The sequence below is a fragment of the Aquincola tertiaricarbonis genome (assembly GCF_000969605.1).
Classification (GTDB): Bacteria; Pseudomonadota; Gammaproteobacteria; order Burkholderiales; family Burkholderiaceae_C; genus Aquincola; species Aquincola tertiaricarbonis.
In genome coordinates this window covers 15,841-40,790 of the sequence record NZ_JZUE01000037.1, presented here as the reverse complement: position 1 = coordinate 40,790, position 24,950 = coordinate 15,841, and the positions used below count along the sequence as shown (strand labels likewise).

Here is a 24,950-nt window from a genome sequence, read left to right as displayed (position 1 = left end):
GGTGGTGCCGCCGTTGCCCACCTGCAGCGTGTTGCCGGCGTTGATGGTGAGGCCGCCGAAGCTGTTGGCGCCGGTGAGCACCAGGCTGCCGCCGCCGGCCTGGGTGAGCGTGCCGGCACCGCCGAGCGATGCGGCGACGGTGGAGGCACCGCTGAGCGTCCAGATGCGCGGGTTCACCAGCGTGGCCGCGCCGTCCAGCACCAGGCTGGTGGCGCTGATGTCGGCGCCCAGCTGATGCGGCGTGCTGCTGACGCCCTGGGTGATGGAGACGGTGCCGGCTGCCGTCACCGCGGCGCCCAGCGCCACCCGGCCGGCACCACTGGCCGGCCCGCCGGCATCGTTGGCGGACAAGGTGAGGTTGGCGCCCGCACCGGTCACCGAGATCGCGGCGGCCACATTGATGTTGTTGCCCGCCTGCAGCGTGAGCGACGAGCCGTTGGTGGAGGTGATGGTGCTGTTGACGAACAGGTCGTTGGTCGCCTGCAGCGTGACCGAGCCGGCGCCGAGTTGCGTCTGCACCGCGCTGGCGCTGATGCGGCTGTTGGTGCCGGGGTCGGCAAAAGCCAGCGTGGGGCTGCCGAGGTCTTCGCTGACACCGTCGTCGTTCACATCGGGCGTGGCCAGATCGTCGATGGTGATGTTGGTCGGGTCGAGCAGCAGCCGGCCGCTGCGGCCCTTCGGGGCCAGCAGGTCCGCGCTGCCCTGGTAGTCCAGGAACCGCTTGCCGGACACCTCCACCTGCCCGCCATCTCCGCCTGCCTCGCCACCGCGCGCAGCGATGCGGCCCTGGTAGCGCGTGGCCTCGTCCGACCACACCACCACCGTGCCGCCGTCGCCGCTGCGCCGGGCGCTGGCGTCGATCTGCGCGCCGGCGGCCACGGCCGTCATGCGCGCATTGGGCTGCGGACCCTGGCCCTGCCAGTTCCCGCCCACCAGCACGGTGCCGCCGCCCGCGTCGCCGCGGGCATCGATGCGGGCGGTGCCCGAGAGCAGCAGCTTCTCGCCCAGCAGTTCGGCCTGCCCGCCCTGTTGGCCGGGCTGCTGGCCGCTCACGTCCACCGTGCCGGCCATGGTGGTGATGCCGGCGCTGCCGCCGTCGATCACCACGCGGCCTTCACGCTGGCCGATGCTGCGCGCACGCACGATGCCGTCCATGTTCAGCACCGTGTCGGCAAAGCCGCTGCGGGCCACGGCGCGCGCTTCCACGCTGCCGCCATCGGCCAGCACCTGGCCCAGCACCGACAATCGCGTGGCCAGGTCTTCGTGCCGCATGTGGAAGAAGATGAGGCCGTCGCCCTCCACGTCCACCTGCACCGCGCCGGCCGCGGCCAGGCCTACCCGGGCGCCGCTGATGTGGCCGCCCTGCACCAGCGTCGGCCCTACCAGGGCCACGGTGCCGCTGGCGCGGATGTCGCCTTCGGCCCGCAGCTCGCCCGGCTGGTCCAGCCCGCGCGTGAGCTGGTAGCGACCGTTGGCCAGCGCCTGCGGATCGAGGTTCAGCGTGGTGGCCACGAGGCCGCCCACGTCCACCTGCGAGCCGGCGCCGAACAGGATGCCGCGCGGGTTGGACAGGAACACCCGGCCATTGGCCTGCAGCTGCCCCAGGATCACGCTGGGCTCGGCTCCCACCACGCGGTTGAACAGGATGGACGAGGCGCCGGGCTGCTGCACCTGCACCCGCTCGCCGGCGCCGATGGAGAAGCCCTGCCAGTCGATGCCGGCCTTGCCGGTGGTCTGGCGGATGACCAGCTGCCCGCCCTGCGGCGTGCCCACCTGCACCTGGCCGGCAGTCACCTGCGCGCCGGTGGGCAGCGCCTGCGCCGGCAGCGCACCGGCCGCCAGCGCGGCGGCCAGGCACACCGGCTTCAGCGCCGTGGCCAGCGGCCGCGCGGCACGCCGCAGGACCGGCCGATGGTGTGGGTGGGAGCGTTCACGCATGGCATAACCCCTCGTGCGGCCGCCGGCGGCCGCCATCCAGTTCAGAACAGCTTGCTGAATTGCAGGTACAGGCGCGGGTCGCGCTCGCGGGCATCCGCGCGCGGCGTGCCCACCAGCGGCTTGGCCAGGCTGGCCCGCAGCGCATAACCACCAGGCCGCACCCACGACACCGCCAGCCCGGCCGCCGTGTAGGTGGCCGCGTTGTCGAAGCCCGCCGGCCGGGACGAAGCGTCATGCCGGAACTTCACCCGGCCCGCGTCGTAGAACACGCCGAACACCACCTCGCGCGACAGCGACCCGAGCCAGCTCTCCGGCGGCAGCAGCCGCAGCTCCAGCGTCATCAACTGGCCGCTGTCGCCGGTGCCTTCGCCGGGCGCGAAGCCACGCACGCCGTCGGGCCCGCCCAGTCGGAACTGCTCGGTGGTGTCCAGGTTGGAGAACGCCTGCTGCGCCCGCAGCGCGATGTACAGCAGCAGCCGCTGGTCCACGATGTTCTGCAGCCGGCTGAAGGCCAGCATCAGCTTGCGGTAGTGCTCGTCGTCGTCCAGCCCGGCGGGCGTGCCGCCGGGATAACGCACGCGGCCCAGCGCGATGTTGGCCTCGTAGGTGTTGACGCCGCCGCTCAGCAGGCTGTCGCGGAAGTCGCCGGTGGTGCCCAGGGTCAGGCTGTCCACGCGCTTCTTGTCCTCGCTGCGGGTGACGTCGCGGCGGTCTTCGTACCGCTTGTGCTCGAAGGAGCCCACCACGAAGGTGTTGAGGTTGCGCGAACGCACCAGCGGGTACAGCGCATAGGCGGTGAGGTTCAGCGCGTCGCCGTTGACGTCGAGCGGGAACTCCTCCTCGTCCAGCTGGTAGCGCACCGCCGAAATGGAAGCCCCCACCTTCAGCCCGTCGCTGCCGATGGGCAGGGTATAGCCGGCCAGCGCGAAGCTCAGCCCGCGGTCGAAGCTGGTGAGCGCATTGAGCGTCAGCGCATCGCCGCGGCTCAGCAGGCTGTTGCCCGAGACCAGGCCCCCGATGCGCTCGGTGCCCAGGAAGCGCGAGCCGTTGAGGTCCACGTCGAGCTTGCCGGTCCAGCGGGCCTCGGCGGTGGGCGTGACCACCAGCGTGGCGGTGCCGGGCACCGAGCCGGTCTTCACGTCGAAGCGGGCGGTGATGCCGCGCAGGTCGTTCAGGAGGAACACCACCCGCTCCACCTCGCGCACCCGCAGGATGTCGCCCGGCTTCAGGCGCGCCAGGTAGGCCTCCACCACCTCGCGCTTGACCGGCAGGCCATCGCGCCAGTTCAGCTCCACCCGGTCGAGCCGGCCTTCCAGCAATGCGATGCGGATGACCCCGCCTTCCGGCGTCTGCTCCGGCAGGTAGGCATAACCCAGGTAATAGCCCAGCTCCCGCTGCAGGAAGCGCGTGACCTCCGTGGCCGCATTGACCAGGTCTTCATAGGAGCGGCCGCGACCCACGTAGGCCGCGGTCAGCGCCGGAAGCGCGGCGCGCAATTCCGGCGGGGCATCCGGCGACACCGCATAGGCGGTCACGTCGATGGCGATGTCGTCCTGCGGCTTGGCCAGCTCGCGCGGCACCGGCTGCGGCGGCAGGCCCGGCGTGTCGGCCAGCGACGGCAATGCACGCGGCGCCAGCTCCGAAGGCGTGGGCACCACCGGCAGCGGCCGCTCGGGCGGCTGCTGGGCTTGTGCGCCGCCATGGAACAGGCCCGCCAGCAGCAGGCACGCAGGCCACGTCCGCCGCCCGGCGGCTGCCTGGAACGTGCTGGATTGCCGCTGAGCCCCATCTATTTTCATCGTCCCCCCCAAGGGCGGCATTGCCGACTGCGGGCGCATGGTAGCGAAGGAGTTCACGCTTCCTTATCCCCCAACGGGTTGACATCAATAAGAACGACTCGCGGCACTTTTCACGGTCACGGAACACTGCGACACTCGCGCCTCGCTGCGGGGGCTGCAAATAGTGCATACCTTTGTAGCAAGTGCACAACATAAAACCAACGGGGCGTGATCGATGCTGAGGATGTCGAAGTGAGCGACGGTTTCACGGGCACCAGTGCCATCGACGGCTGGCTTCAACCCCTGCCGGACGACGACGCGCCCTGCGGCCCCGACCTCGAATACGACAACGACTTCCTCGCGCTGAACCAGGCCGCCGCCGGCCGGCCCGAGACGCAGTTCGAGGCCGCCGTGCCGCCCGACTGGCGCGACGTGCGGGTGCGCTGTGAAGCGCTGATGGAACGCACGCGCGACCTGCGCATCGCCGTCATCTGGGTGCGTGCCTGCGTGCACCTCGAAGGCTTCGCCGCGCTGCCCGAAGGCCTGCGCCTGCTGCACGGCCTGCTCGACGCCTTCTGGGACACGCTGCATCCGCTGCCCGATCCTGACGACGGCGATCCCTATGCCCGCATGAATGCGCTCGCCCTGCTGCGCGAATCCAACGGCCTGGTGGGCGACGTGCGCCGCGCGGTGCTGTTCAGCCAGCGTGGCATCGGCGAAGTGCGGGTGCGGGCGGTGGAAGTGGCGCTGGGCCTGATGCCGGCCAAGGAAGGCGATGCCAACTACTCACGCGACCAGCTGCAGCAGATGCTGGCGGCGGCCGCGGGGCAGCAGCCTGCATTGCGCAGCAGTCCGTCGGAGGCGATGGCGCAGCTGAAGGCGCTGGCCAGCCTGGCCAACGACAAGGCCGGCATCGAATCCGCGCCCGACTTCAAGCCGCTGCAGTCGCTGCTGCACATGCTGGTGGGCGTGATGCCGGCCGAGGCCGCCGATGGCGCGGCCGACGCCACCGGCGCCGATGCGGCGCAGGACGACGGCGCTGCAGCGGTGGATGGCGGCGGCGCTGCAACGTCGGGCGCCGCGCCGCGCCGGGGGCTGTCGGGCACCGTGGCCACCCGCGACGACGCCATCCGCGCCATCGACATGGTGTGCGACTTCCTCGAGCGCACCGAGCCCACCAACCCCGCGCCGCTGCTGTTGCGCCGGGCGCGGCGGATGATCAACCGCAACTTCCTGCAGCTCATGAAAGAGCTGGCGCCCGATGCACTGGCCGAGGTGGCCCGTGTGATGGGCGTCGATCCCGACAGCGTGCAACTGGACGACGAGTCCGCGTAGGGCCACAGCGCCCGGCCTTTCAACCAAGGAGTGAGTCATGGGTAGCAGCCAGAAATTCATCGCCCGCAACCGGGCGCCACGGGTTCAGATCGAGTACGACGTGGAGGTCTACGGCGCCGAGAAGAAGGTGCAGCTGCCCTTCGTGATGGGCGTGCTGTCCGACCTGTCGGGCAAGCCGGCGGATCCGCTGGCGCCGGTGGCCGACCGCAAGTTCCTCGAGATCGACGTCGACAACTTCGACGCCCGCATGAAGTCGATGAAGCCGCGCGTCGCCTTCCAGGTGCCCAACACGCTCACCGGCGAAGGCAACATCAACGTCGACCTGTCCTTCGACAGCATGGACGACTTCTCGCCCGCGGCCGTGGCGCGCAAGGTCGATTCGCTGAACAAGCTGCTGACCGCGCGCGAGCAGCTGCAGAACCTGGTCACCTACATGGACGGCAAGGGCGGCGCCGAGGAGTTGATCGCCAAGCTGCTGGCCGACCCGGCGCTGCTGGGCTCGCTGGCCGCCTCGGCCAAGCCGGCCGACGAAGGCAGCGCCACCTGAGGCGCGCCGCACGCTGACACCGCATTCCGGAGCAACACCCATGGCAGAAGCCCAAACCAGCCCTTCCGCATTGGCCGCGGTCAGTCTCGAAGGCAACGACCTTGCCTCGCTGCTGCAGAAGGAGTTCAAGCCCAAGAGCGACGAGGCCAAGAGCGCCGTCGAGCAGGCCGTGCAGACGCTCGCCCAGCAGGCCTTGTCGCAGACGCAGCTGATCGGCAAGGACACGATCAAGACGATCGAGGACATGATCGCGGCGATCGACAAGAAGCTGTCGGAGCAGATCAACCTGATCCTGCACCACGCCGATTTCCAGAAGCTCGAAGGTGCCTGGCGAGGCCTGCATTACCTCGTCAACAACACCGAGACGGACGAGATGCTGAAGATCCGCGTGATGAACATCAGCAAGCAGGATCTCGGCAAGACCCTCAAGCGCTACAAGGGCACGGCCTGGGACCAGAGCCCGCTGTTCAAGAAGCTTTACGAGGAGGAGTTCGGCCAGTTCGGCGGCGAGCCCTTCGGATGCCTGGTGGGCGACTACCACTTCGACCAGAGCGCGCCCGACGTGGAGCTGCTCGGCGAGATGGCCAAGGTGGCCGCGGCCGCGCATGCACCCTTCATCACCGGCGCCTCGCCCAGCGTGATGCAGATGGACAGCTGGCAGGAGCTGGCCAACCCGCGCGACCTGACCAAGATCTTCACCACGCCCGAGTACGCCGCCTGGCGCTCGCTGCGCGAGTCCGACGATTCGCGCTACATCGGCCTGGCGATGCCGCGCTTCCTGTCGCGCCTGCCGTACGGTGCGCGCACCAATCCGGTGGAGGCCTTCAACTTCGAGGAAGACACCGGCGCGGCCGACCACAGCAAGTACACCTGGGCCAATGCAGCCTATGCGATGGCCACCAACATCAACCGCTCCTTCAAGGAATACGGCTGGTGTTCGCGCATCCGCGGCATCGAGTCCGGCGGCGCGGTCGAGGGCCTGCCGACGCACACCTTCCCCACCGACGATGGCGGCGTGGACATGAAGTGCCCCACCGAGATCTCGATCAGCGACCGCCGCGAGGCCGAGCTGGCCAAGAACGGCTTCATGCCGCTGGTGCACCGCAAGAACAGCGACTTCGCCGCCTTCATTGGCGCGCAGTCGCTGCAGAAGCCCGCCGAATACGACGACCCCGACGCCACCGCCAATGCCAACCTGGCCGCGCGGCTGCCGTACCTGTTCGCCACCTGCCGCTTCGCGCACTACCTGAAGTGCATCGTGCGCGACAAGATCGGCTCCTTCAAGGAGCGCGACGAGGTGCAGCGCTGGCTGCAGGACTGGATCCTCAACTACGTCGACGGCGATCCGGCGCATTCGTCGGAATCCACCAAGGCCCGCAAGCCGCTGGCCGCCGCCGAGGTGGTGGTGGAGGAAGTCGAAGGCAACCCGGGCTACTACACCTCGAAGTTCTTCCTGCGGCCGCACTACCAGCTCGAGGGGCTGACGGTCTCGCTGCGGCTGGTGTCGAAGCTGCCTTCGGCCAAGGGGGCCTGAGTCTCGTTTCTTGGGGATGGCGGCGCAGGGTGCGCCGCCTAGAGTGTTCACGCGACAACCAACCGCCCGCTTCCGTCCAGGGCATCAAGGAGATCCATCATGGCTGTAGACATGTTCATCCAGATCGGCGACATCAAGGGCGAGTCGACCGACGCGAAGCACAAGGAAAAGATCGACGTGCTGGCCTGGAGCTGGGGCATGAGCAACTCGGGCACCACGCACATGGGCGGCGGCGGCGGCAGCGGCAAGGCCGCCGTGCAGGACCTGTCGTTCACCAAGTACATCGACTCGTCGTCCAACGCGCTGCTGAAGTCCTGCTGCGAGGGCACCCACCACGACAAGGCCACGCTGATCGTGCGCAAGGCCGGCGGCACGCCGCTCGAGTACGTGGTGCTGGAGCTGGAGGAAGTGCTGGTCACCTCGGTGTCCACCGGCGGCAGCGGCGGCGAGGACCGCCTGACCGAGAACGTGTCGCTGAACTTCGCCAAGTTCAGCTTCAAGTACCAGCCGCAGGATCCCAAGGGCGCCAAGAAGGGCGGCACGATGGACTACGTCTACGACATCGCCGGCAACGCCGCAGCCTGAGCGGGCGCCTAGCCCGCACCGCACCACCGGGCACCGCCAGGGGCCCGGACCGACTGTCCGCTGTACCAGAGCGCACCCATGGCCAAAGGCGACATGCACCTGCGCATCGAGGGAAAGAGCACCGGCGCGATCCGGGGCGAATCCAACGTTGCGAGCCACATCGGCGAGATCGAGGTCAAGGAATGGTCTTGGGGCATGGCCGCCGCCTCGGGCCTGGGCGGTGCCGGCACCGCCTCGCGCGCCGCGCTGTCCGAGCTGCGCCTGACCAAGGGCGTGGACAGTGCCTCCACCGCGCTGATGGCGGTGATGCGCAACAACGAGCAGATCAAGAAGGCCGTGCTGTCCGTGCGCAAGAGCGGCGGCGCACCGGCCATCGACTACCTGCAGGTCACGATCGAACGCGGCCGCATCACGGCCTTCGACATCGGCACCGAGTCGCCCGACAGCCCGGTGCTGGTCGAGCGCATCGCCATCGCGTTCGAGAAGATCGACGTCACCTACAGCGCGCAGGATGAAAAGGGCGCCAAGAAGGCCGCTTCGTCCTTCTCGGCGGAGATCACAGGATGAACCCCACACCCGAACAAGCCCTGCGCGAAGGCGACCCCCAGCGCGCGCTCAAGCTGCTGCAGGACCAGGTGCGCGCGAAGCCGGCCGAGCCGAAGCTGCGCATCTTCCTGTTCCAGCTGCTGTGCGTGCTGGGCCAGTGGGAACGTGCACGCAACCAGCTGGACGTGGTGGGCGAGCTGGATGCCTCGGCCCTGCCGATGGTGCAGACCTACCGCGAGACGCTGCAGTGCGAGGCCCTGCGCGAAGCCGTGTTCCAGGGCCGCAAGGTACCGCTGCTGTTCGGCGAGCCCGAGGCCTGGGTGGCACTGCTGATCGAGGCGCTGATCCGCGATGGCCGCGGCGAGGCCGAGGATGCGCACAAGCTGCGCATCCAGGCGCTGGACGATGCGCCCGACTGCGCCGGCCAGGCAGACGGCCAGGCCTTCGCCTGGATCGCCGATGCCGACATGCGCCTGGGCCCGGTGATCGAGGCGGTGATCAATGGCCGCTACTACTGGGTGCCGATGACGCGCCTGGCCGAAGTGAAGATCGAAGCCCCGGCCGACCTGCGCGACCGGGTGTGGACACCAGCGCAGCTGCTGTTCGACAACGGCGGCGAGACGGTGGCCTTCATCCCCACCCGCTATGCCGGCACCGACCTGACCGACGGCCTGCTGGCCCTGGCCCGCCGCACCGACTGGCTGGAGCCGCGGCCGGGCCTGTTCGTCGGCGCCGGCCAGCGCATGTGGGCCACCGACAGCAGCGAGCTGGCCCTGATGGACACCCGCTCCATCACCTTCAGTGCCTGACCACCGCCCTCTGATGGACACGAGGGCGCGATGGCCCTGAACAAAGTCACCGACCGCCTGCAGCCCGCGCTGCTCGACCGCCTGCGCGACGACGATCCCGGCAGCCGCACCGACGCGCCCGAGCAGCGGGTGCTGTCGCGCCAGCAGCTGCGCCAGGCGGTGCTGCGCGACCTGAGCTGGCTGTTCAACAGCGCGCGGCTGTCCGACTCGCAGCCGCTGGACGCGTACCCGCAGGCCCGGCGCTCGGTGCTCGACTACGGGCTGCCGGCGTTGTCGGGCCTGTGCGCCTCGTCGGTGGATGCGGTGTCGCTGGAAGCGCAGGTGCGCCAGGCCATCGTCGACCATGAGCCGCGCATCCTGCCCGCCACGCTGCGGGTGGAAGCGGTGGTGGCCGACGAGCAGCTGGACCACCACAACCAGATCAGCTTCCGCATCAGCGGCCAGCTGTGGGCGCAGCCGGTACCGCTGGAACTGCTGCTGCACACCGACATCGACCTGGAGACCGGGCGTGTCGACATCAAGGAACTGGCCCGCTGATGGACCCGCGACTGCTGCGCTACTACAACCAGGAGCTGGCACACCTGCGCGAGATGGGCGCCGAGTTCGCGCAGCAGTTCCCCAAGATCGCCGGCCGCCTGCGCATGGACGGCGTGGAGGTGGCCGACCCCTACGTTGAGCAGCTGCTGGAGGGCTTCGCCTTCCTCACGGCGCGAGTGCAGCTGAAGCTGGATGCCGAGTTCCCGCGCTTCACGCAGCGGCTTCTGGAGATCGTCTACCCCAACTTCCTGGCGCCCACGCCGGCGATGCTCATCGCCCAGCTGCAGCCCGACCTGGCCGATGCCGGCCTGGCCACCGGCACCACGCTGCCGCGCGGCAGCATGCTGCGCAGCGGCACCGGACGCGCCGGCCAGACGGCCTGCCGCTTCCGCACCGGGCAGGACCTGACGATGTGGCCGCTGGAGATCACCGAGGCCGCCTACTTCACCCATGCGGCGCAACTGCCGCTGGCCAGCGTGCCCGAGTGGCGCAGCTACGGCGGCGGCGTGCGCATCAAGCTGCGCACGACGGCGGGGCTGGACTTCTCGCAGGTGCAGCTGGACGACCTGCGGCTGCACTGCGCCGGCATCGACGACATCGCCTACCGGCTGCATGAACTGGTGTGCGGCCATGTGCTGGGCGGCTTCGTGCTGCCGGCCGGCCCGCAGGCGCGGCGCGACCGCTGGCAGGTGCTGGATGCCGATGACGTGAAGCGGGTGGGCTTCGAGCCCGAGCAGGCGCTGCTGCCCCCCGCCCTGCCCGGCTTCGACGGCTACCGGCTGATGCAGGAGTACTTCGCCTTCCCGCAGCGCTTCCTGTTCTTCGACGTCTGCGGGCTGGGCGAGGCGCTGCGCACGCTGGGCGGGCGCGAGGCCGAGCTGGTGCTGCTGTTCTCGCGCGGCGACGGCAGCTTGCAGCAGTCGGTGGACGCCAGCGCCTTCGCGCTGAACTGCGTGCCGGCGGTCAACCTGTTCGAGCAGCGCTGCGACCGCATCCATGTCACGCCGCAGACCAGCGACTTCCATGTGGTGGTGGACCGCACCCGGCCGATGGACTACGAGATCCACGACGTGCTGCAGGTCACCGGGCACGGCGTGGGCAGCGGCAGCGAGCGGCAGTTCATGCCGCTGTATGCCGCCTTCCATGCCGAGGACCATGAGCACGACGCCTACTTCGCCCTGCAGCGCGAGCCGCGGTTGCTGTCGACCACGCAGAAGCGCGACGGGCCGCGTTCCTCCTACGTGGGCAGCGAGGTGTTCATCAGCGTGGTGGACGCCCAGGAGGCGCCCTACAGCGGCAGCCTGCAGCAGCTGGGCGTGAAGGCGCTGTGCAGCAACCGCGACCTGCCGCTGCTGCTGCCCGCGGGCGCGGAGCTGACGCTGGAGACCACCGCGCCGGTCAAGGGCGTGCGGGTGATCAAGGGGCCGTCGCGGCCGCTGTCGGCGCTGCGCGAGGGCAACGTGGCCTGGCGCTTCGTCAACCAGCTGTCGCTCAACCACCTGTCGCTGCTGGACACCGATGCCGAGCAGGGCGCCGCCGCGCTGCGCGAGATGCTGCGGCTGTACGTGCACGAGGCCGATGCCGCGCAGCACAAGCAGGTGGAGGGCCTGCGCTCGGTGCGCACCGAGCCGGTGGTGCGCCGGCTGCCGATGCCCGGGCCCATCGCCTTCGGCCGCGGCGTGCGCATCGAGCTGGAGGTGGACGACCTGGCCTTCCAGGGCAGCAGCGCCTTCCTGCTGGGCTGCGTGCTCGAGCGCTTCCTGGCGCGGCATGTGTCGATGAACGGCTTCACCGAGACGCATGTGCGCTCGGCCAGCCGCGGGGCCATCCTGGTGGGCCGCCCCACCACGGGCACGAGGCCGGTGCTGTGAGCGCGACGAGTGCGGAGCAACTGCTGCAGGCGCTGGCCGCCGAGCCCTGGCGCTACGACTTCTTCCATGCGCTGCGGCTGGTGGAGGCGGCCCATCCGCGGGCGCCCCGGCTGGGCACCGCGCGTCGTCCGCAGGACGAGCCGGTGCGGCTGGGCCAGTCGCCCGACCTGAGCTTCGCGCCGGCCACGCTGCATGCGGTGCGGCCGCGCACCGGCAGCCGGCCGCCGCGCATCGACGTGCGTTTCCTCGGCCTGTTCGGCCCCAACGGACCGCTGCCGCTGCACCTGACCGAATACGCCCGCGAGCGCGAGCTGCACCACGGCGACGAGACCTTCGCCCGCTTCGCCGACCTGTTCCACCACCGGGTGCTGCTGCTGTTCTACCGCGCCTGGGCGCAGGCGCAGCCGGCGGTGGGCATGGACCGGCCGGACGAGGACCGCTTCGCCGCCTTCGTCGGCTCGCTCATCGGCATCGGCAGCCCGGCGATGCGCCGGCGCGATGCGGTGCACGACCATGTGAAGCTGCACTTCGCCGGCGTGTTCACCCGCCAGTCGCGCAGCGCCGAAGGCCTGGCCGCGCTGCTGGGCGGCATGCTGCGCCGGCCGGTGCAGGTCGAGCAGTTCGCCGGCGCCTGGATGCCGCTGCAGCCGGCCGAACGCAGCCGCCTGGGCACGCGCCGCAGCGGCGCCCGCCGCAACACCAGCGCAAAGCTCGGCGCCGGCGCCGTGCTGGGCGCCATGGTGTGGGACCGGCAGCACCACTTCCTGGTGCACATCGGGCCGCTGGACCATGCCGCCTTTGCCGCCCTGCTACCGGGCGGCCGGGTGCTGCCGGCGGTGGTGGCGCTGGTGCGGCAGTACGTGGGCGATGAATTCGGCTGGGGCCTGCGCCTGGGGCTGCAGGCCGAGCAGATCCAGCCCGCCCGCCTGGGCCGCCATGGCCGCCTGGGCTGGGACAGCTGGCTGCGCCAGCCCGGCCGCACCGGCATTGCGCCACTGCGGCTGCAGCCGATCGAGGCGCTGCGCTCCCTGCGCCGCCGACAGCACACCGAGAGCCACCGATCCACCACCGACTCGATAGAGGTCTGACCATGGCAGAAATCAGCCGCGTTGCCGTCTTCGGCAAGCTCAACGCCCTCGCCTACAAGGCGGTGGAAGGCGCCACGGTGTTCTGCAAGCTGCGGGGCAACCCGACGGTGGAGCTGGAGCACTGGATCGCGCAGATCCTGCAGAGCCCCGACTCCGACTGGCACCGCATCGTCAAGCACTACGGCCTGGACGCCTCGGTGCTGGCCAAGGACATCACCACCGCGCTGGACCGCCTGCCGCGCGGCGCCACCTCCATCAGCAACATCGCCGACACCATCGACACCGCGGTGGAACGCGGCTGGGTGTACGGCTCGCTGATGTTCGGCGACACGGCCGTGCGCAGCGGCACGCTGCTGCTGGGCATGCTGAAGACCGGGCTGCTGCGCAATGCGCTGTTCGCGATGTCGCGGCAGTTCGAGAAGATCAAGGCCGACGACCTGGCCGACAACTTCGCGCGCATCACCGAAGGCTCGCCCGAGGACGGCCAAGGCGCCACCGACGGCTCCGGCGTGGGCAGCGGCGCGCCGGGCGAAGGCTCGGGCGCCATCGCCCCGGCTGCCATGGGCAAGCAGGAGGCGCTGAAGAAGTTCACCGCCGACCTGACGGAGCAGGCCCGCAGCGGCAAGATGGACCCGATCGTCGGCCGCGACGACGAGATCCGCCAGGTGGTCGACATCCTGATGCGCCGGCGGCAGAACAACCCGATCCTGGTCGGTGAGGCGGGTGTCGGCAAGACGGCGGTGGTGGAAGGCTTCGCCCAGCGCATCGCGCGCGGCGACGTGCCGCCGGCGCTGAAGGACGTCAAGCTGCTGACGCTGGACGTGGGCCTGCTGCAGGCCGGCGCCAGCATGAAGGGCGAGTTCGAGCAGCGGCTGCGCTCGGTGATCGAGGAAGTGCAGGCCAGCCCGCAGCCCATCATCCTGTTCGTCGACGAGACCCACACACTGGTGGGCGCGGGCGGCCAGGCCGGCACCGGCGACGCGGCCAACCTGCTCAAGCCCGCGCTGGCCCGCGGCACGCTGCGCACCGTGGGCGCCACCACCTGGGCCGAGTACAAGAAGTACATCGAGAAGGACCCGGCGCTGACCCGCCGCTTCCAGAACGTGCAGGTGGACGAGCCCGACGAGAAGAAGGCCATCCTGATGATGCGCGGCGTGGCCAGCACCATGGAGAAGCACCACAAGGTGCAGATCCTGGACGAGGCGCTGGAGGCCGCCGTCAAGCTCAGCCACCGCTACATCCCGGCGCGCCAGCTGCCCGACAAGAGCGTGAGCCTGCTGGACACCGCCTGTGCCCGCGTGGCCGTGAGCCTGCATGCCACGCCGGCCGAGGTGGACGACAGCCGCAAGCGCATTGAGTCGCTGGAGACCGAGCTGCAGATCATCGGCCGCGAGAAGGCGATCGGCATTGACGTGCGCGAGCGCGAGGACGACGCCAGCAGCGCGCTGGCCGAGGAACAGGCGCGCCTGGCGCAGCTGGAAGAACGCTGGGCCGGCGAGAAGAAGCTGGTCGACGAGCTGCTGAGCCTGCGCGCCACGCTGCGCGGCGGCCCCGGCGGCACGCAGCCGGTGGAAGGCACCGGCAGCACGCTGGAAGCCCAGGCCGCGGCCGATGCGAAGGCCGCCGCGGACGTCGACCGCGAAGCCACGCTGGCCCGGCTGCAGGAGGTGCAGCAGCAGCTCACCACGCTGCAGGGCGAAAGCCCGCTGATCCTGCCCACGGTCGATTACCAGGCGGTGGCCGCGGTGGTGGGCGACTGGACCGGCATCCCGGTGGGCCGCATGCAGCGCAACGAGATCGAGACGGTGCTCAGGCTGCCGCAGCTGCTGGCCCAGCGCGTGATCGGCCAGGACCATGCGATGGAGATGATCGCCAAGCGCATCCAGACCAGCCGTGCCGGGCTGGACAACCCGAGCAAGCCGATCGGCGTGTTCATGCTGGCCGGCACCTCGGGCGTGGGCAAGACCGAGACCGCGCTGGCGCTGGCCGAGGCGCTGTACGGCGGCGAGCAGAACCTCATCGTCATCAACATGAGCGAGTACCAGGAGGCGCACACCGTCTCGTCGCTCAAGGGCGCGCCCCCGGGCTACGTGGGTTACGGCGAAGGCGGCGTGCTGACCGAGGCGGTGCGCCGCAAGCCCTACAGCGTGGTGCTGCTGGACGAGGTGGAGAAGGCCCATCCCGACGTGCACGAGCTCTTCTTCCAGGTGTTCGACAAGGGCTTCATGGAAGACGGCGAAGGCCGCAGCATCGACTTCAAGAACACGCTGATCCTGCTGACCACCAATGCCGGTACCGACCTCATCGCCAGCATGTGCAAGGACCCGGAGCTGATGCCCGAGCCCGAGGGCATGGCCAAGGCGCTGCGCGAGCCGCTGCTCAAGATCTTCCCGCCCGCGCTGCTGGGCCGGCTGGTCGCCATCCCGTACTACCCGCTGTCCGACGAGATGCTGGCCAGCATCGTGCGGCTGCAGCTGGGCCGCATCAAGAAGCGCGTGGAAGCGCGCTACAAGATTCCGTTCGAGGTGGGCGACGACGTGGTCAAGCTGGTGGTCAGCCGCTGCACCGAGAGCGAATCCGGCGGCCGCATGATCGACGCCATCCTCACCAACACCATGCTGCCGGACATCAGCCGCGAGTTCCTCACGCGGATGATGGAAGGCAAGCCGATCGAGCAGGTCAAGGTGGGCGTGGCGGACGGCAACTTCAGCTACAGCTTCGGCTGACCGCTGGCCCGCATACCAGTCCTGCACAGCCACCCCCACGGGAGTTCCACTGACATGATCGACCTCACGCTTTGGTCAGCCACCCTGCGCGACGACCTGCTGCTGAAGAACATCACCATGCCGGGAAGCCACGACGCCACCATCTACGACGGCGACGACTTCAGCAAGAGCGGCTTCACCAAGTACGTGGTGTCCAAGTCCCGCTCGATCACCCAGAGCGGCACGATCGGCGAGCAGTGCCGCGCCGGCTCGCGCTTCTTCGACGTGCGGCTGAAGACCGACGGCGGCGTGGTGCGCGGCTACCACCAGACGGCCGGCCAGGGGGGCGTGGGCGCCACCTCGCGCAAGATCCTGGACGACGTGGACGGCTTCCTGGGCGCACGGGGGAGCGAATTCGTCATCCTGCGCATCTCCCACACCGACCGCTCCACCGGCATCGTGGACGAGGTGCTCAACCATCCCATCGCCAAGCGGCTGTACAAGGGCAACGGCAACCTGGCCAATGCCCGCATCGGCGACCTGCGCGGCAAGGCCATCTGCATCTTCGACGTCAAGAAGTTCGGCTTCAAGAAGAAGACGATCGGCAGCAACAAGGACAGCCAGATCGACCAGGCCAAGGGCATCCACGGCTTCTACAAGTATTCGAACGGGCAGAACGTCACCGACGGCCTGCCGATCTGCGGTTGCTTCGAAGGCAAGGTGTCGATCAACGACGTGATCGCCGACGGCCTGAAGGGAGCCAACGAACATGCCTGCCACCCGGACGACCACCTGTTCTTCCTGTACTGGCAGCAGACCGGCGGCTACGTGGAAAGCAACACCAAGGCCCCGGGCGGCGTGGACCCGAAGTCGCCGCTCAAGCTCACCGGCGGCACGCATGCCAACACACCGAAGATGATCAAGCTGCTGCAGCAGCATTCGGTCAAGCACTTCGCCTACAAGCCCGAGAAGGCGGACGAGGCGCAGTGGAAGGTGGTGGCCGCCAGCCGCGGCGACCGCATGTGCCTGCCCAACGTCATCAGCTACGACTTCGTCAACCCGACGACCAGCGAGCAGATCGTGCTGATCAACGATCCGGGCGTGCGCCACTACCTGCAGCGCCGCGCCTGAGCGCCTTGCGGAAGCTGCCGGCATGCAACGCCCCCCAGCCCCTGCGCCCCAGGCCGAAGTGACCTTCGACGAGGCGCTGCGCATGGCCATCGGCCTGCACCGCGACGGCCGCTGGGAAGGGGCCGAGAAGCTCTACCGCCGGCTGCTGGCCTTCCAGCCTGGCGATGCCAACACCATGCACTTCCTGGGCATGCTGCTGCACCAGCGCGGCCAGCGGGCCGAGGCGCTGCCGCTGCTGCAGGAGTCGGTACGGCTGGACCCGACGGTGGCGGCCTGGCAGAACAACCTGGGCAATGCGCTGCTGGACGCCGGCCGCGGCCAGGAGGCGGCCGATGCCTATGAGCGCAGCTTCGACCTCGACCCCGGCAACCTCGACGTGCTGAACAACCTGGGCTGCATGCTGATGCGGCTCAGGCGCTTCGACGAGGCCGAGGCCTCGCTGCGCACCGTGCTCGAGCGCAACGCCGACTACGCCGACGCGCACTTCAACCTGGCTTCGCTGCTGTCGCGCGTGGGCCGGCTGCCCGAGGCCTATGTGCACTTCGCGCGCACGCTGGAACTCAAGCCGCAGGACACGCGCTCGCGGCGGCTGCTGGGCATCGTCTATGCGCAGGCCGGCCGGCTGGCCGAGGCGGCCGGCGTGTTCCGCGAATGGCTGGCGGTGGAGCCCGACAGCGTGCAGGCCCGCCACCACCTGGCGGCCGTCACCGGCGACGGCGTGCCCGAGCGGGCGCCCAACGACTACGTGGTCGACGTGTTCGACAGCTTCGCCGGCAGCTTCGACGAGCGGTTGACCGCGCTGGAGTACCGCGCGCCGCAGTTGGTGGGCGATGCGCTGGCCGAGGCGCTGGGCGCCCCGCCGGCCAAGCCCACGCTGGACGTGCTGGATGCCGGCTGCGGCACCGGCCTGTGCGCACAGCATCTGCGGCCCTATGCCCGCCGGCTGGTGGGCGTGGACCTGTCGCCCGGCATGCTGGCGCAGGCCCGCCTGCGCGGCGGTTATGACAGTCTGCAGGCCGCCGAGCTCACCACCTGGCTGGCCGCCCATCCGTCGGCCTTCCACGTCATCGTCTCGGCCGACACGCTGTGTTATTTCGGCCGGCTGGACGAGGTGCTGGGTGCGGCCGCGCGCAGCCTGCGGCCCGGTGGCCTGCTGGTGTTCACGGTGGAGGCGCGCAGCGCCGGCGCCGACCACCTGCTGGAGCCGCACGGCCGCTACAGCCACACGCAGGACTATGTGCAGCGCAGCCTGGCGGCTGCCGGCCTGGCGCATGTGCAGCTCGCCTCGGTGGCGCTGCGCAAGGAAGCCGGCCAGCAGGTGGCGGGCTGGCTGGTGACCTCCCGGAGACAAGATGCCTGAAGCCAGCGCCACGCCGCTGATGACGCTCACCACGCCGCTGGGCGAGGACGTGCTGCGGGTGCGCAGCCTGTCCGCCCACGAGGAACTGGGCCGTCCATTCGAGTTCCACGTCGCCGCGCTGGCGGACGATCCCTCGGTGGACCTGGACAGCCTGCTGGGCCAGCCGGCACACGTCACGCTGCGGCTGGCGGACGATGGCGCGCGGCACTTCCACGGCGTGGTGGCGTCGACGGGCATCGACGGCGTGGCTGGCAGGCTGCTGGCGGCGCGGCTGGTGCTGCGGCCGTGGCTGTGGCTGCTGACGCGGCGGGCGGACACGCGCATCTTCCAGGGCAAGACGGCGCAGCAGATCCTGGCCGACGTGTTCAGCGCCTATGTGCACAGCGTGCGCTTCGACCTCGGCACCACGCTGCCCACCTACGAGTACTGCGTGCAGTACCGCGAGTCGGACTTCAACTTCGTCAGCCGGCTGATGGAGCAGGAAGGCCTGTACTACTTCTTCGAGCACACCGAGGCCAACCACACGCTGGTGATCGTGGATGCGATGTCCGCGCACACGCCCTACCCCGGCCACGAGACCGTGCCCTTCCGTGAATCGCTGGACGGCATGCTGGAGCTGGAAGCCATCACCGAATGGCGCAGCAGCCTGGAGGTGCACACCGGCAAGGTGGTGCTGGACGACTACAACTTCACCACGCCCGACACCTCGCTGCAGGCCCAGGCCACCGGCAACGGCACCGGGGCCGACGGCGCGCTGGAACACTACGACCCGCCGGGCGACTACCAGACCAGCGCCGACGGCGACCGCTATGCCGCGCTGCGGCTGGACGAGCTGGCCGCCGCCGCGGTACGCAAGTCGGGCTCGGGCAATGTGCGCGGCCTGGCCACCGGCAGCCGCTTCACGCTGCAAGACCATCCTCGCGATGCCGAGAACGCCGAGCATGTGCTGGTGTCCACCCGCATCGACGCCGGCTTCACCGACCAGGAATCCGGCCAGGCCTCGTCCTGGTTCCGCTGCAGCTTCACCGCCGTGCCCGGCAGCACGGTATACCGGCCGCCGCGCATCACGCCCAAGCCCACGGTGCCGGGGCCGCAGACGGCGGTGGTGGTGGGCACCTCGGGCGAGGAGATCGACACCGACGAGCATGGCCGCGTGAAGCTGCATTTCCACTGGGACCGGCTGGACCAGCGGAACGAGAACAGCTCCTGCTGGGTGCGCGTGTCGCATCCGATGGCGGGCAAGGGCTTCGGGATGATCGCGCTGCCGCGCATCGGGCAGGAGGTAGTGGTCGACTTCATCGAGGGCGACCCCGACCGGCCGCTGGTCACCGGCCGCGTCTACAACGCGACGCAGACGGTGCCCTATGCGCTGCCGGCCAACAAGACCGTGTCCACCGTGCGCAGCATGTCGACCACCGGCGGCGCGGTGTCCAACTTCAACGAGCTGCGCTTCGAGGACAAGAAGGACAACGAATACGTGTGGTTCCAGGCCGAGAAGGACTTCTACCAGTACGTGAAGAACGACAAGGCCGTCTGGGTGGGCAACGACGAGTTCCGCATCGTCACCAACGACCAGAAGGAAGAGATCAAGAACGACGTGCAGCGCAAGATCGGCAACCACCGCAAGGAAAGCGTGGGCGGCGACCAGAGCCTGGACATCACCGGCAAGAGCGCCAACCAGGTGGGCGGCGCCTACGGCCTGAAGGTCACAGGCGACCTGGTGCTGGAGTCGGGGGCGGCGGTGTCGGCCAAGTCGGGCGCGGACATGGTGCAGAAGGTGGGCGCCAACCTGGGCGTAGAGGCCGCGGCCAATGTGCACATCAAGGGCGGTGCCAACGTGGTGATCGAGGCGGGCGCCATGCTCACGCTGAAGTGCGGCGGCGGCTCGGTGGTCATCGGCCCGGCCAACGTGGCCATCACCGGCGCCATGGTGCTCATCAACTCCGGCGGCGGTCCCGGCGCCGGCAACGGCGCGAGCCCCAAGACGCCCGAGGCCATCCAGGCACCCGAGGCGCCCGAGGCCCCCACCGATCCGCTGGCCTGATGCACCCGGCCCGCCGCGGCGCCTGAGATGGCCCAGTACCGCCTTGCCGGCCCCACCTGCGGCGCGCAGCAGACGCTGTTCACGCAGGACGGCACCCTGCAGCGCGCACCCGCTGCGCTGCCCGGCGCGCTGGTGGCGGTGCAGGCCGGCGCCGCCAGCGGGCTCGATCCGCTGGTGCTGTGGCGCCGCGCCGCCTGCGTGCAGGAGGCCGCCGCGCTCGGCGCCCGCGAGGCACCGGCCGCCATCCTGCGCGAGACCGGCTACCAGCTGCAGTCCTTGATCGAAGGCCTGCTGCCCGGCCTGCTGATGATGATGGCGGTGGTCGGCGCCTCGGCCGCGCTGGGTGGCGCCATCGGCGCCGCGGTGGGCGCGCTGGCCGGTGGCGTGGGCGCGGTGCCCGGTGCGGCGGCCGGTGCCACGCTGGGCACCGACGTGGGCATCGCGGTGCTGGCGTGGCTGGGCCTGGGCTTCCTGGCGGCGGCCATCGGCCGCGGGCTGGGCGAGGTCAGCGGCATGGTGATGCAGGCGGTGCGCCTGGCCTGGGACGCGCACGGCACGCCGCGCCGCGATGCCGACGTGCAGGCCGCCGGCCGGCTGATGGCCGATGCAGTGGCGCGGCTGATGATGCTGATCCTGATGGCCATCGTGGCGCGGCTGACGATGGGCCAGGCCACCGGCGCCAGCGCACGCGCGGCCGGCTCGGCCGACGAACTCATCGCCGCGCTGCGCAGCAGCCGCCTGGGCGCCGGCTTCGCCGACTGGGTGGCGGCCAATGCGCAGTCGCTGCTGCGCAACCCGCGGCTGCGCCCGCAAAGCGGCGGCAGCGGCGGCGCGGCGGGTGGCAGCGCGACCAGCACACCTTCCCAGTTGCGCCCGGCGGCACCGCCCCCGCCCGCGCCGGCGCCCACGCCGGCCCCCGCCGCGGCCGGCCGGCCGCAAAGCGCGCGCACGCGCTACATGGGTCGCACGCCGGGCAAGGACTCGGCCACCGGCCGGCAGGTGCAGGCCCGCATGCGGACCGACGGCACGCTGCGCGACAACCTGATCACCGGCAAGCCGGAGATCCTGGCCAGCGACGGCAGCTGGCAACCGCTGGCCAAGGCCGACATGACGCATGTGGCCGGCAAGGACGCGGTCACGCAATGGAACCAGCACCTGCGCCAGTTCGGCGCCAAGTCGCCGGAGGTGCGCGAGTTCATGCTGAACCCCGATAACTACACTCTGGACTACTACCGGCTCAATCGCTCGGCGGGTGCCGTGCTGGGCCAGACCGAGCGCTACCTGCCGCCGTTGAAGTGAAGCCCGCCGATGACCTCATCCCCCGCACCCATCCCCTTGTCCGACGCCGCCTTGCAGGCCCTGCAAACCCATGCCAGCCAAGGCCGTGCGGCCTGGGCCGCCGGCGACCTGCCACAGGCCGAGGCAGAGTTCCTGGCCGCCTGGGCGTTGATCCCGGAGCCCAAGCCCGCACATGGCCATGCGCAGTCGATGGCGTCGGGACTGGTGGCGTTCTTCATGCAAACCCGGCAGTTCGACAAGGCCGCCCTCTGGCTCGAACGCATGCGCGAGGCCTACGGCCCCGGGCCCGATGCTTCGGAAGCTGATTTCATCGGCGCCGCACTGGCCTACGAGACCGGTGACCTCGACACGGCCTTCCAGCGCTTCCAGGCGCTGTACAAGCGCTTCAAGCGCCGGCCCTTCCAGGACGAGGACCCGAAGTACCTGAAGTTCTACCTGCAGCGCGCCGGCGGCGCATCCAAGCCATGAACTCGCTGCCCGATGCCCTGCATCAGCGGATCGAAGTTCTGTCGGAACAAGGCAACCAGCACTTCGACGCTGGCCGGCAGGCGGCCGCCATCTCGGCCTGGCAGGCTGCGCTCGAACTGCTGCCGCCCCCGGCGGTGCAATGGGAGGCCTGGACCTGGCTGCAGACCGCCATTGGCGACGCCTATTTCCAGCTGGGCAACTTCGCGGCCGCGCGTGCCGCGCTGCTCGACGCACTCAACGGCCCCGGCGCGCAGGAGAACCCCTTCGTGCACTACCGGCTGGGCCAGGCCAGCAGCCGCCTGGGCCAGGAGGCCGAAGCACGCGAGCACCTGCTGCGCGCCTACATGCTGGATGGCGAAGACATCTTCCACGCCGAGCCCGGCGGCGAAGGCTGGCTCGGCCTGCTGCGCCAGGCCGGCCTGGTGGATTGACGCCACGCAGCCACCCGTGACCACACAGTCGCTCATCGGTGTGCTCGGGGGCCACACGCTGCTGTTGCTGGGCATGCCTTCGCAGGTCGAAGCCTTCTTCCAGGCCGTGGCCACGCCCGGGTTGCTGTGGCCCGCGCAAGTGCCGCCCGAGCTCGTGACCGACCGCCTCTACCGCCGCTATCTCCTGGTGGACCAGTTGCCGGGCGCATGTGCCGCCTTCGGCGCGCTGAGCCCCCAGCTGGAGCAGCTGCCTGCCGGTGCGGCTCTTGTGCCGCTGCTGCAGCAACTGGACGAGGCCGCGCACGCCGCAGCCGCGTTCCATGCCGAGTTCGGCATCGACCAGCCGCTGCGCCTCGTGCGTGCCGACATGCCGGCCTTCATGCTCGACAAGAAGCGGCCGCTGGCCGACTACGACGCGCTGCAGGGCGCGCCGTTCTGGAGGCGTTGACCTCGCCATGCCCGGTACACCACGCGCCATGCCTGCATCCGACGCCTTCGAGCGCATCGCGGCCCACTGGCCCGCCGTGGCCGAGCGGCTGGGCGAGCGGCGCGAGGCCTTCCTGACCACGGCTGCGCAGCATGCGGCGCGGCATGGCCTGGCCGATGCGTTGTCGCAGCAGCGTTACCTCAACCTGAGCTTCGCCTTCGGCCCGGGCTTCGAGACCCGGCCGCAGCATGAATGGGCGCTGGCACTGCTGGCCGACGAGCGCCTGCTGCCGCAGGTCAAGCTGCACCAGCTGCTGCACCGCGCACAGGCCGAACTGCAGCGCAGCGGCGGCGACGCGGCGGCGCTGGTGCGTGCCGACGGCGCGCTGCTCGACGCAGCCGATGCACACGCGCGCAGCCAGGACGCCGATGCCGTACCGCTGCCGCGCACCGCCTGCGACATCGAGGCGATCGACCTGCGTGTGCTCGATACCGAGTGGCGCCACGAATACTGCCTGCTCGACGGCCAGTGGCAGCGCGTGCCCGGCCCGCCCGCGCCTCCGGCCCTGCGCATCGACGCCACGCAGCCGGCGCCATCGGTGCTGGCAGTGCTCACGCATGCCGCACAGCAGGGCCCGCTGGCCCGGCTGCAGGTGCGCCAGGCGCTGCATGCCGGCTGCGGGGAGCGGCATCCGGCCGTGCGCTGGCTGGGTGCCGAAGGCCTGGCACACCGGCAGGGCCATGAGGCCCGCGCCGCGAGCTGGCCGGTGATGGCGATGCCGCCGCAGCCGCCCGCCACCGGCCTGGGCCTGGCGCTGGCCGAAGAGGTGTCTCCCGCCGTGTGCCTGCTGCAGCTGCCCACCTGCGGGCTGCGCGACACGGGCGTGCCGTTGGGTCCGCAGCAGGCGCAGGTGTGGGCCTATCCCGCCGACCAGTGGCTGTTCGCGCTGCAGCGCGAGGCCGCGCCGGAGGCCGCCTGGCCCACACCGGCCGGCCATGCCGCACCGCCCGCCGCTACCGGCCCGGCCACCCGCTGCCACATCGAGCACGACGGCTTCGCCCTCGATTCGCGGGCATGGACCGCCGGCTTCGACCAGGCGCTTGCCGCGGCCTGGCGTCAGGGCCTGGACAGCCTCTTCACCCATTGGCAGCGCAGCGCCGAAGCGGCCACGATGCGCGCCACGCCCGGCCTGCTCACCGGCCGCGCCGCGCTCACCTGGGGCTGGCGCGAAGGCCCCGGCGGGCTGGCGGGCGAAGCGCTGCTGCGCGTGGCGGGCGAGCTGGATTTGGCCTGCAGCCTGGCCCTGTCGCTGGAGGGCGAGATCGACCTGGGCGGCAGCCGCGCGCGCGTGGCGCTGCAGGCCGAAGGCCAGGCCCCGCTGCAGCGCACGCTGCTGCGCGACACGTTGCGCCCCGGCCTGCTGGACACGGTGCTGCCGCTGTCGATGGAACTGCGCCTGCCCTGGCAATTGAGCCTCGACCCCATCGCCCATGACGACGGCCTGGTGTGGCGCGAGGCCGGCCCCTGCAGCGGCGCCCTGGTGCTGCAGGCCGGCCTGCGGCCGCGGCAATCCGGCGGCAGCGGCTGGCAATGGTTCGTGCGCGCCTCGCTGGAGCCGGTGCTGGCACCGGTGACGCTGCACGACCCCCTGCTGGGCCACACGCGGCGCCAACTGGCGCTGCTGCCCGCATTGCTGCTGCTGGACTGGAGCCTGGGCTGATGGAACGCCTGCTGCTGCTGCGGCTGCGCTCGGTGGGCTGTGCCGCCGAAGCGCGCATCAACGACATCCCGGTGGTCCGCACGCCAGCCAGCGGCGGCCAGGTGAATGTGCCGGTGCATGAATACCTGCTGTCGGGCACCAATCAGCTGACGCTGCTGCTCGACCCGCGCGCGCCCGGCCTGCCGGCCGCGCCGCGGCTGGCCGCGCAGGGTCTGGCGGCCCAGGCGCGGCTGCTGCTGCCGCGCATCGGCCAGCCCGGCAGCGAACTGAGCGCCCGCACGCTGGCCGAGCTGGAACTGGGCGTGCTCGAGGGCGAGATCTACACCGCCCCGCTGGCCGCCCAGCGCAGCACCGAGCTGCCGATCAGCTTTCCGCGCTGGCGCTGGCTCGACCTGCCGCCGGTGGCCGATGCCGCCGCGGTGCAGCCGCTGGTGGCGGCCTTCGTGCAGGGCCTGGCGGTGTCGCTGGCCAAGGGCGATCCCGAGCCCTTCGTGCAGGCCGCGCGCCTGCGCTTCGAGGAGCTGGCGGTGGCCTACCAGAAGCCGGTGGCCAAGCTGGCCGCGCGCTGGCGTGCCCGCATCCAGATGCTGTATGCCACCAAGGCGCTGCGCATGGTGCTGCCGGCACCAACCGAGCTGCAGCTGCGACCCTGCGCCGGCGGCCGGCTGCTGGAGTGCGTGGACGCTGCCGGCCAGCCCATCCTGCGCACCGAAGCCGCGCCCGACGGCAGCAGCCACGCCTGGCCGCTGCGGGTGGGCGTGGTGGAAGGCCATTGCCACGTCATGCGCTGACGCACC

The 24,950-nt window shown here is 70.5% G+C and carries 21 protein-coding genes; 19 read left to right on the top strand and 2 right to left on the bottom strand.

The genetic code is table 11. The features are described 5' to 3' along the window. Both VO99_RS25895 and VO99_RS25890 read right to left on the bottom strand, forming a co-directional pair. Positions 1-1,938 (bottom strand): two-partner secretion domain-containing protein (locus VO99_RS25895; RefSeq protein WP_198157074.1); only part of this gene is annotated, 1,938 nt, incomplete at its 3' end. A gap of 41 nt (positions 1,939-1,979) precedes the next feature. Next, positions 1,980-3,593, bottom strand: coding sequence for a ShlB/FhaC/HecB family hemolysin secretion/activation protein (locus VO99_RS25890; RefSeq protein ID WP_198157073.1), 1,614 nt, complete (start codon positions 3,591-3,593; stop codon positions 1,980-1,982). A gap of 375 nt (positions 3,594-3,968) precedes the next feature. Here VO99_RS25890 and tssA point away from each other — a divergent pair, with 375 nt between their 5' ends. The 19 genes from tssA (at position 3,969) to VO99_RS25795 (ending at position 24,944) form a co-directional block, all read left to right on the top strand. Continuing rightward, positions 3,969-5,051, top strand: coding sequence for a type VI secretion system protein TssA (gene tssA / locus VO99_RS25885; protein ID WP_198157072.1), 1,083 nt, complete (start codon positions 3,969-3,971; stop codon positions 5,049-5,051). 37 nt (positions 5,052-5,088) lie between these two features. Then, positions 5,089-5,598 (top strand): type VI secretion system contractile sheath small subunit, encoded by a 510-nt coding sequence (tssB, locus tag VO99_RS25880; RefSeq protein ID WP_046115848.1) that lies wholly within the window; start codon positions 5,089-5,091, stop codon positions 5,596-5,598. Between the two features lie 40 nt (positions 5,599-5,638). Continuing rightward, a complete protein-coding gene (tssC, locus tag VO99_RS25875; RefSeq protein WP_046115847.1) occupies positions 5,639-7,132 on the top strand; it encodes a type VI secretion system contractile sheath large subunit in 1,494 nt (497 codons plus the stop codon). A gap of 99 nt (positions 7,133-7,231) precedes the next feature. Further along, entirely contained in the window at positions 7,232-7,717 is a 486-nt protein-coding gene (locus VO99_RS25870; protein WP_046115846.1) for an Hcp family type VI secretion system effector, read from the top strand. A gap of 78 nt (positions 7,718-7,795) precedes the next feature. Continuing rightward, positions 7,796-8,284 carry an Hcp family type VI secretion system effector gene (locus VO99_RS25865; protein WP_046115845.1) on the top strand — a complete coding sequence of 163 codons (489 nt, stop codon included), beginning with the start codon at positions 7,796-7,798 and terminating at the stop codon, positions 8,282-8,284. After that, complete coding sequence (locus VO99_RS25860; protein ID WP_046115844.1) at positions 8,281-9,072, top strand: type VI secretion system accessory protein TagJ; 792 nt, start codon at positions 8,281-8,283, stop codon at positions 9,070-9,072. Before VO99_RS25865 ends, VO99_RS25860 begins: the two co-directional genes overlap by 4 nt. 30 nt (positions 9,073-9,102) lie before the next feature. Further along, complete coding sequence (gene tssE / locus VO99_RS25855; RefSeq protein ID WP_046115843.1) at positions 9,103-9,609, top strand: type VI secretion system baseplate subunit TssE; 507 nt, start codon at positions 9,103-9,105, stop codon at positions 9,607-9,609. Continuing rightward, entirely contained in the window at positions 9,609-11,480 is a 1,872-nt protein-coding gene (tssF, locus tag VO99_RS25850) for a type VI secretion system baseplate subunit TssF (RefSeq protein WP_046115842.1), read from the top strand. The genes tssE and tssF overlap by 1 nt, the downstream gene beginning before the upstream one ends. After that, on the top strand, positions 11,477-12,568 hold the full coding sequence (gene tssG / locus VO99_RS25845) for a type VI secretion system baseplate subunit TssG (RefSeq protein ID WP_046115841.1): 1,092 nt from the start codon (positions 11,477-11,479) through the stop codon (positions 12,566-12,568). Before tssF ends, tssG begins: the two co-directional genes overlap by 4 nt. A 2-nt stretch (positions 12,569-12,570) precedes the next feature. Beyond that, a complete protein-coding gene (gene tssH / locus VO99_RS25840) occupies positions 12,571-15,294 on the top strand; it encodes a type VI secretion system ATPase TssH (RefSeq protein WP_046115840.1) in 2,724 nt (907 codons plus the stop codon). A gap of 54 nt (positions 15,295-15,348) precedes the next feature. Beyond that, complete coding sequence (locus VO99_RS25835) at positions 15,349-16,404, top strand: PI-PLC domain-containing protein (protein WP_046115839.1); 1,056 nt, start codon at positions 15,349-15,351, stop codon at positions 16,402-16,404. Between the two features lie 22 nt (positions 16,405-16,426). Beyond that, the gene (locus VO99_RS25830) at positions 16,427-17,764 is read left to right on the top strand and encodes a tetratricopeptide repeat protein (protein WP_046115838.1); all 1,338 of its coding nucleotides are present in this window, start codon (positions 16,427-16,429) and stop codon (positions 17,762-17,764) included. Then, entirely contained in the window at positions 17,757-19,808 is a 2,052-nt protein-coding gene (locus tag VO99_RS25825; RefSeq protein ID WP_052736634.1) for a type VI secretion system Vgr family protein, read from the top strand. The genes VO99_RS25830 and VO99_RS25825 overlap by 8 nt, the downstream gene beginning before the upstream one ends. A 27-nt stretch (positions 19,809-19,835) precedes the next feature. Further along, positions 19,836-21,107, top strand: a complete 1,272-nt coding sequence (locus VO99_RS31565) for a DUF6861 domain-containing protein (protein ID WP_052736633.1) — start codon at positions 19,836-19,838, stop codon at positions 21,105-21,107. A gap of 9 nt (positions 21,108-21,116) precedes the next feature. After that, positions 21,117-21,575, top strand: a complete 459-nt coding sequence (locus VO99_RS25815) for a tetratricopeptide repeat protein (protein WP_046115837.1) — start codon at positions 21,117-21,119, stop codon at positions 21,573-21,575. Beyond that, positions 21,572-22,006, top strand: coding sequence for a tetratricopeptide repeat protein (locus VO99_RS25810; protein ID WP_046115836.1), 435 nt, complete (start codon positions 21,572-21,574; stop codon positions 22,004-22,006). The genes VO99_RS25815 and VO99_RS25810 overlap by 4 nt, the downstream gene beginning before the upstream one ends. 16 nt (positions 22,007-22,022) lie before the next feature. After that, on the top strand, positions 22,023-22,454 hold the full coding sequence (locus tag VO99_RS25805) for a hypothetical protein (RefSeq protein WP_046115835.1): 432 nt from the start codon (positions 22,023-22,025) through the stop codon (positions 22,452-22,454). A gap of 28 nt (positions 22,455-22,482) precedes the next feature. Next, a complete protein-coding gene (locus VO99_RS25800) occupies positions 22,483-24,153 on the top strand; it encodes a hypothetical protein (protein WP_046115834.1) in 1,671 nt (556 codons plus the stop codon). Further along, positions 24,153-24,944, top strand: a complete 792-nt coding sequence (locus tag VO99_RS25795) for a hypothetical protein (protein WP_046115833.1) — start codon at positions 24,153-24,155, stop codon at positions 24,942-24,944. The genes VO99_RS25800 and VO99_RS25795 overlap by 1 nt, the downstream gene beginning before the upstream one ends. The last annotated feature ends 6 nt before the right edge of the window (positions 24,945-24,950 follow it).

What these genes read in the sequence shown, in the direction of transcription:
- tssB (WP_046115848.1), top strand. Translation starts at nt 5,089, where the DNA reads ATGGGTAGCAGCCAGAAATTCATCGCCCGCAACCGGGCGCCACGGGTT.
- tssC (WP_046115847.1), top strand. Translation starts at nt 5,639, where the DNA reads ATGGCAGAAGCCCAAACCAGCCCTTCCGCATTGGCCGCGGTCAGTCTC.
- VO99_RS25870 (WP_046115846.1), top strand. Translation starts at nt 7,232, where the DNA reads ATGGCTGTAGACATGTTCATCCAGATCGGCGACATCAAGGGCGAGTCG.
- VO99_RS25865 (WP_046115845.1), top strand. Translation starts at nt 7,796, where the DNA reads ATGGCCAAAGGCGACATGCACCTGCGCATCGAGGGAAAGAGCACCGGC.
- VO99_RS25860 (WP_046115844.1), top strand. Translation starts at nt 8,281, where the DNA reads ATGAACCCCACACCCGAACAAGCCCTGCGCGAAGGCGACCCCCAGCGC.
- tssE (WP_046115843.1), top strand. Translation starts at nt 9,103, where the DNA reads ATGGCCCTGAACAAAGTCACCGACCGCCTGCAGCCCGCGCTGCTCGAC.
- tssF (WP_046115842.1), top strand. Translation starts at nt 9,609, where the DNA reads ATGGACCCGCGACTGCTGCGCTACTACAACCAGGAGCTGGCACACCTG.
- tssH (WP_046115840.1), top strand. Translation starts at nt 12,571, where the DNA reads ATGGCAGAAATCAGCCGCGTTGCCGTCTTCGGCAAGCTCAACGCCCTC.
- VO99_RS25835 (WP_046115839.1), top strand. Translation starts at nt 15,349, where the DNA reads ATGATCGACCTCACGCTTTGGTCAGCCACCCTGCGCGACGACCTGCTG.
- VO99_RS25830 (WP_046115838.1), top strand. Translation starts at nt 16,427, where the DNA reads ATGCAACGCCCCCCAGCCCCTGCGCCCCAGGCCGAAGTGACCTTCGAC.
- VO99_RS25825 (WP_052736634.1), top strand. Translation starts at nt 17,757, where the DNA reads ATGCCTGAAGCCAGCGCCACGCCGCTGATGACGCTCACCACGCCGCTG.
- VO99_RS31565 (WP_052736633.1), top strand. Translation starts at nt 19,836, where the DNA reads ATGGCCCAGTACCGCCTTGCCGGCCCCACCTGCGGCGCGCAGCAGACG.
- VO99_RS25815 (WP_046115837.1), top strand. Translation starts at nt 21,117, where the DNA reads ATGACCTCATCCCCCGCACCCATCCCCTTGTCCGACGCCGCCTTGCAG.
- VO99_RS25810 (WP_046115836.1), top strand. Translation starts at nt 21,572, where the DNA reads ATGAACTCGCTGCCCGATGCCCTGCATCAGCGGATCGAAGTTCTGTCG.
- VO99_RS25800 (WP_046115834.1), top strand. Translation starts at nt 22,483, where the DNA reads ATGCCTGCATCCGACGCCTTCGAGCGCATCGCGGCCCACTGGCCCGCC.
- VO99_RS25795 (WP_046115833.1), top strand. Translation starts at nt 24,153, where the DNA reads ATGGAACGCCTGCTGCTGCTGCGGCTGCGCTCGGTGGGCTGTGCCGCC.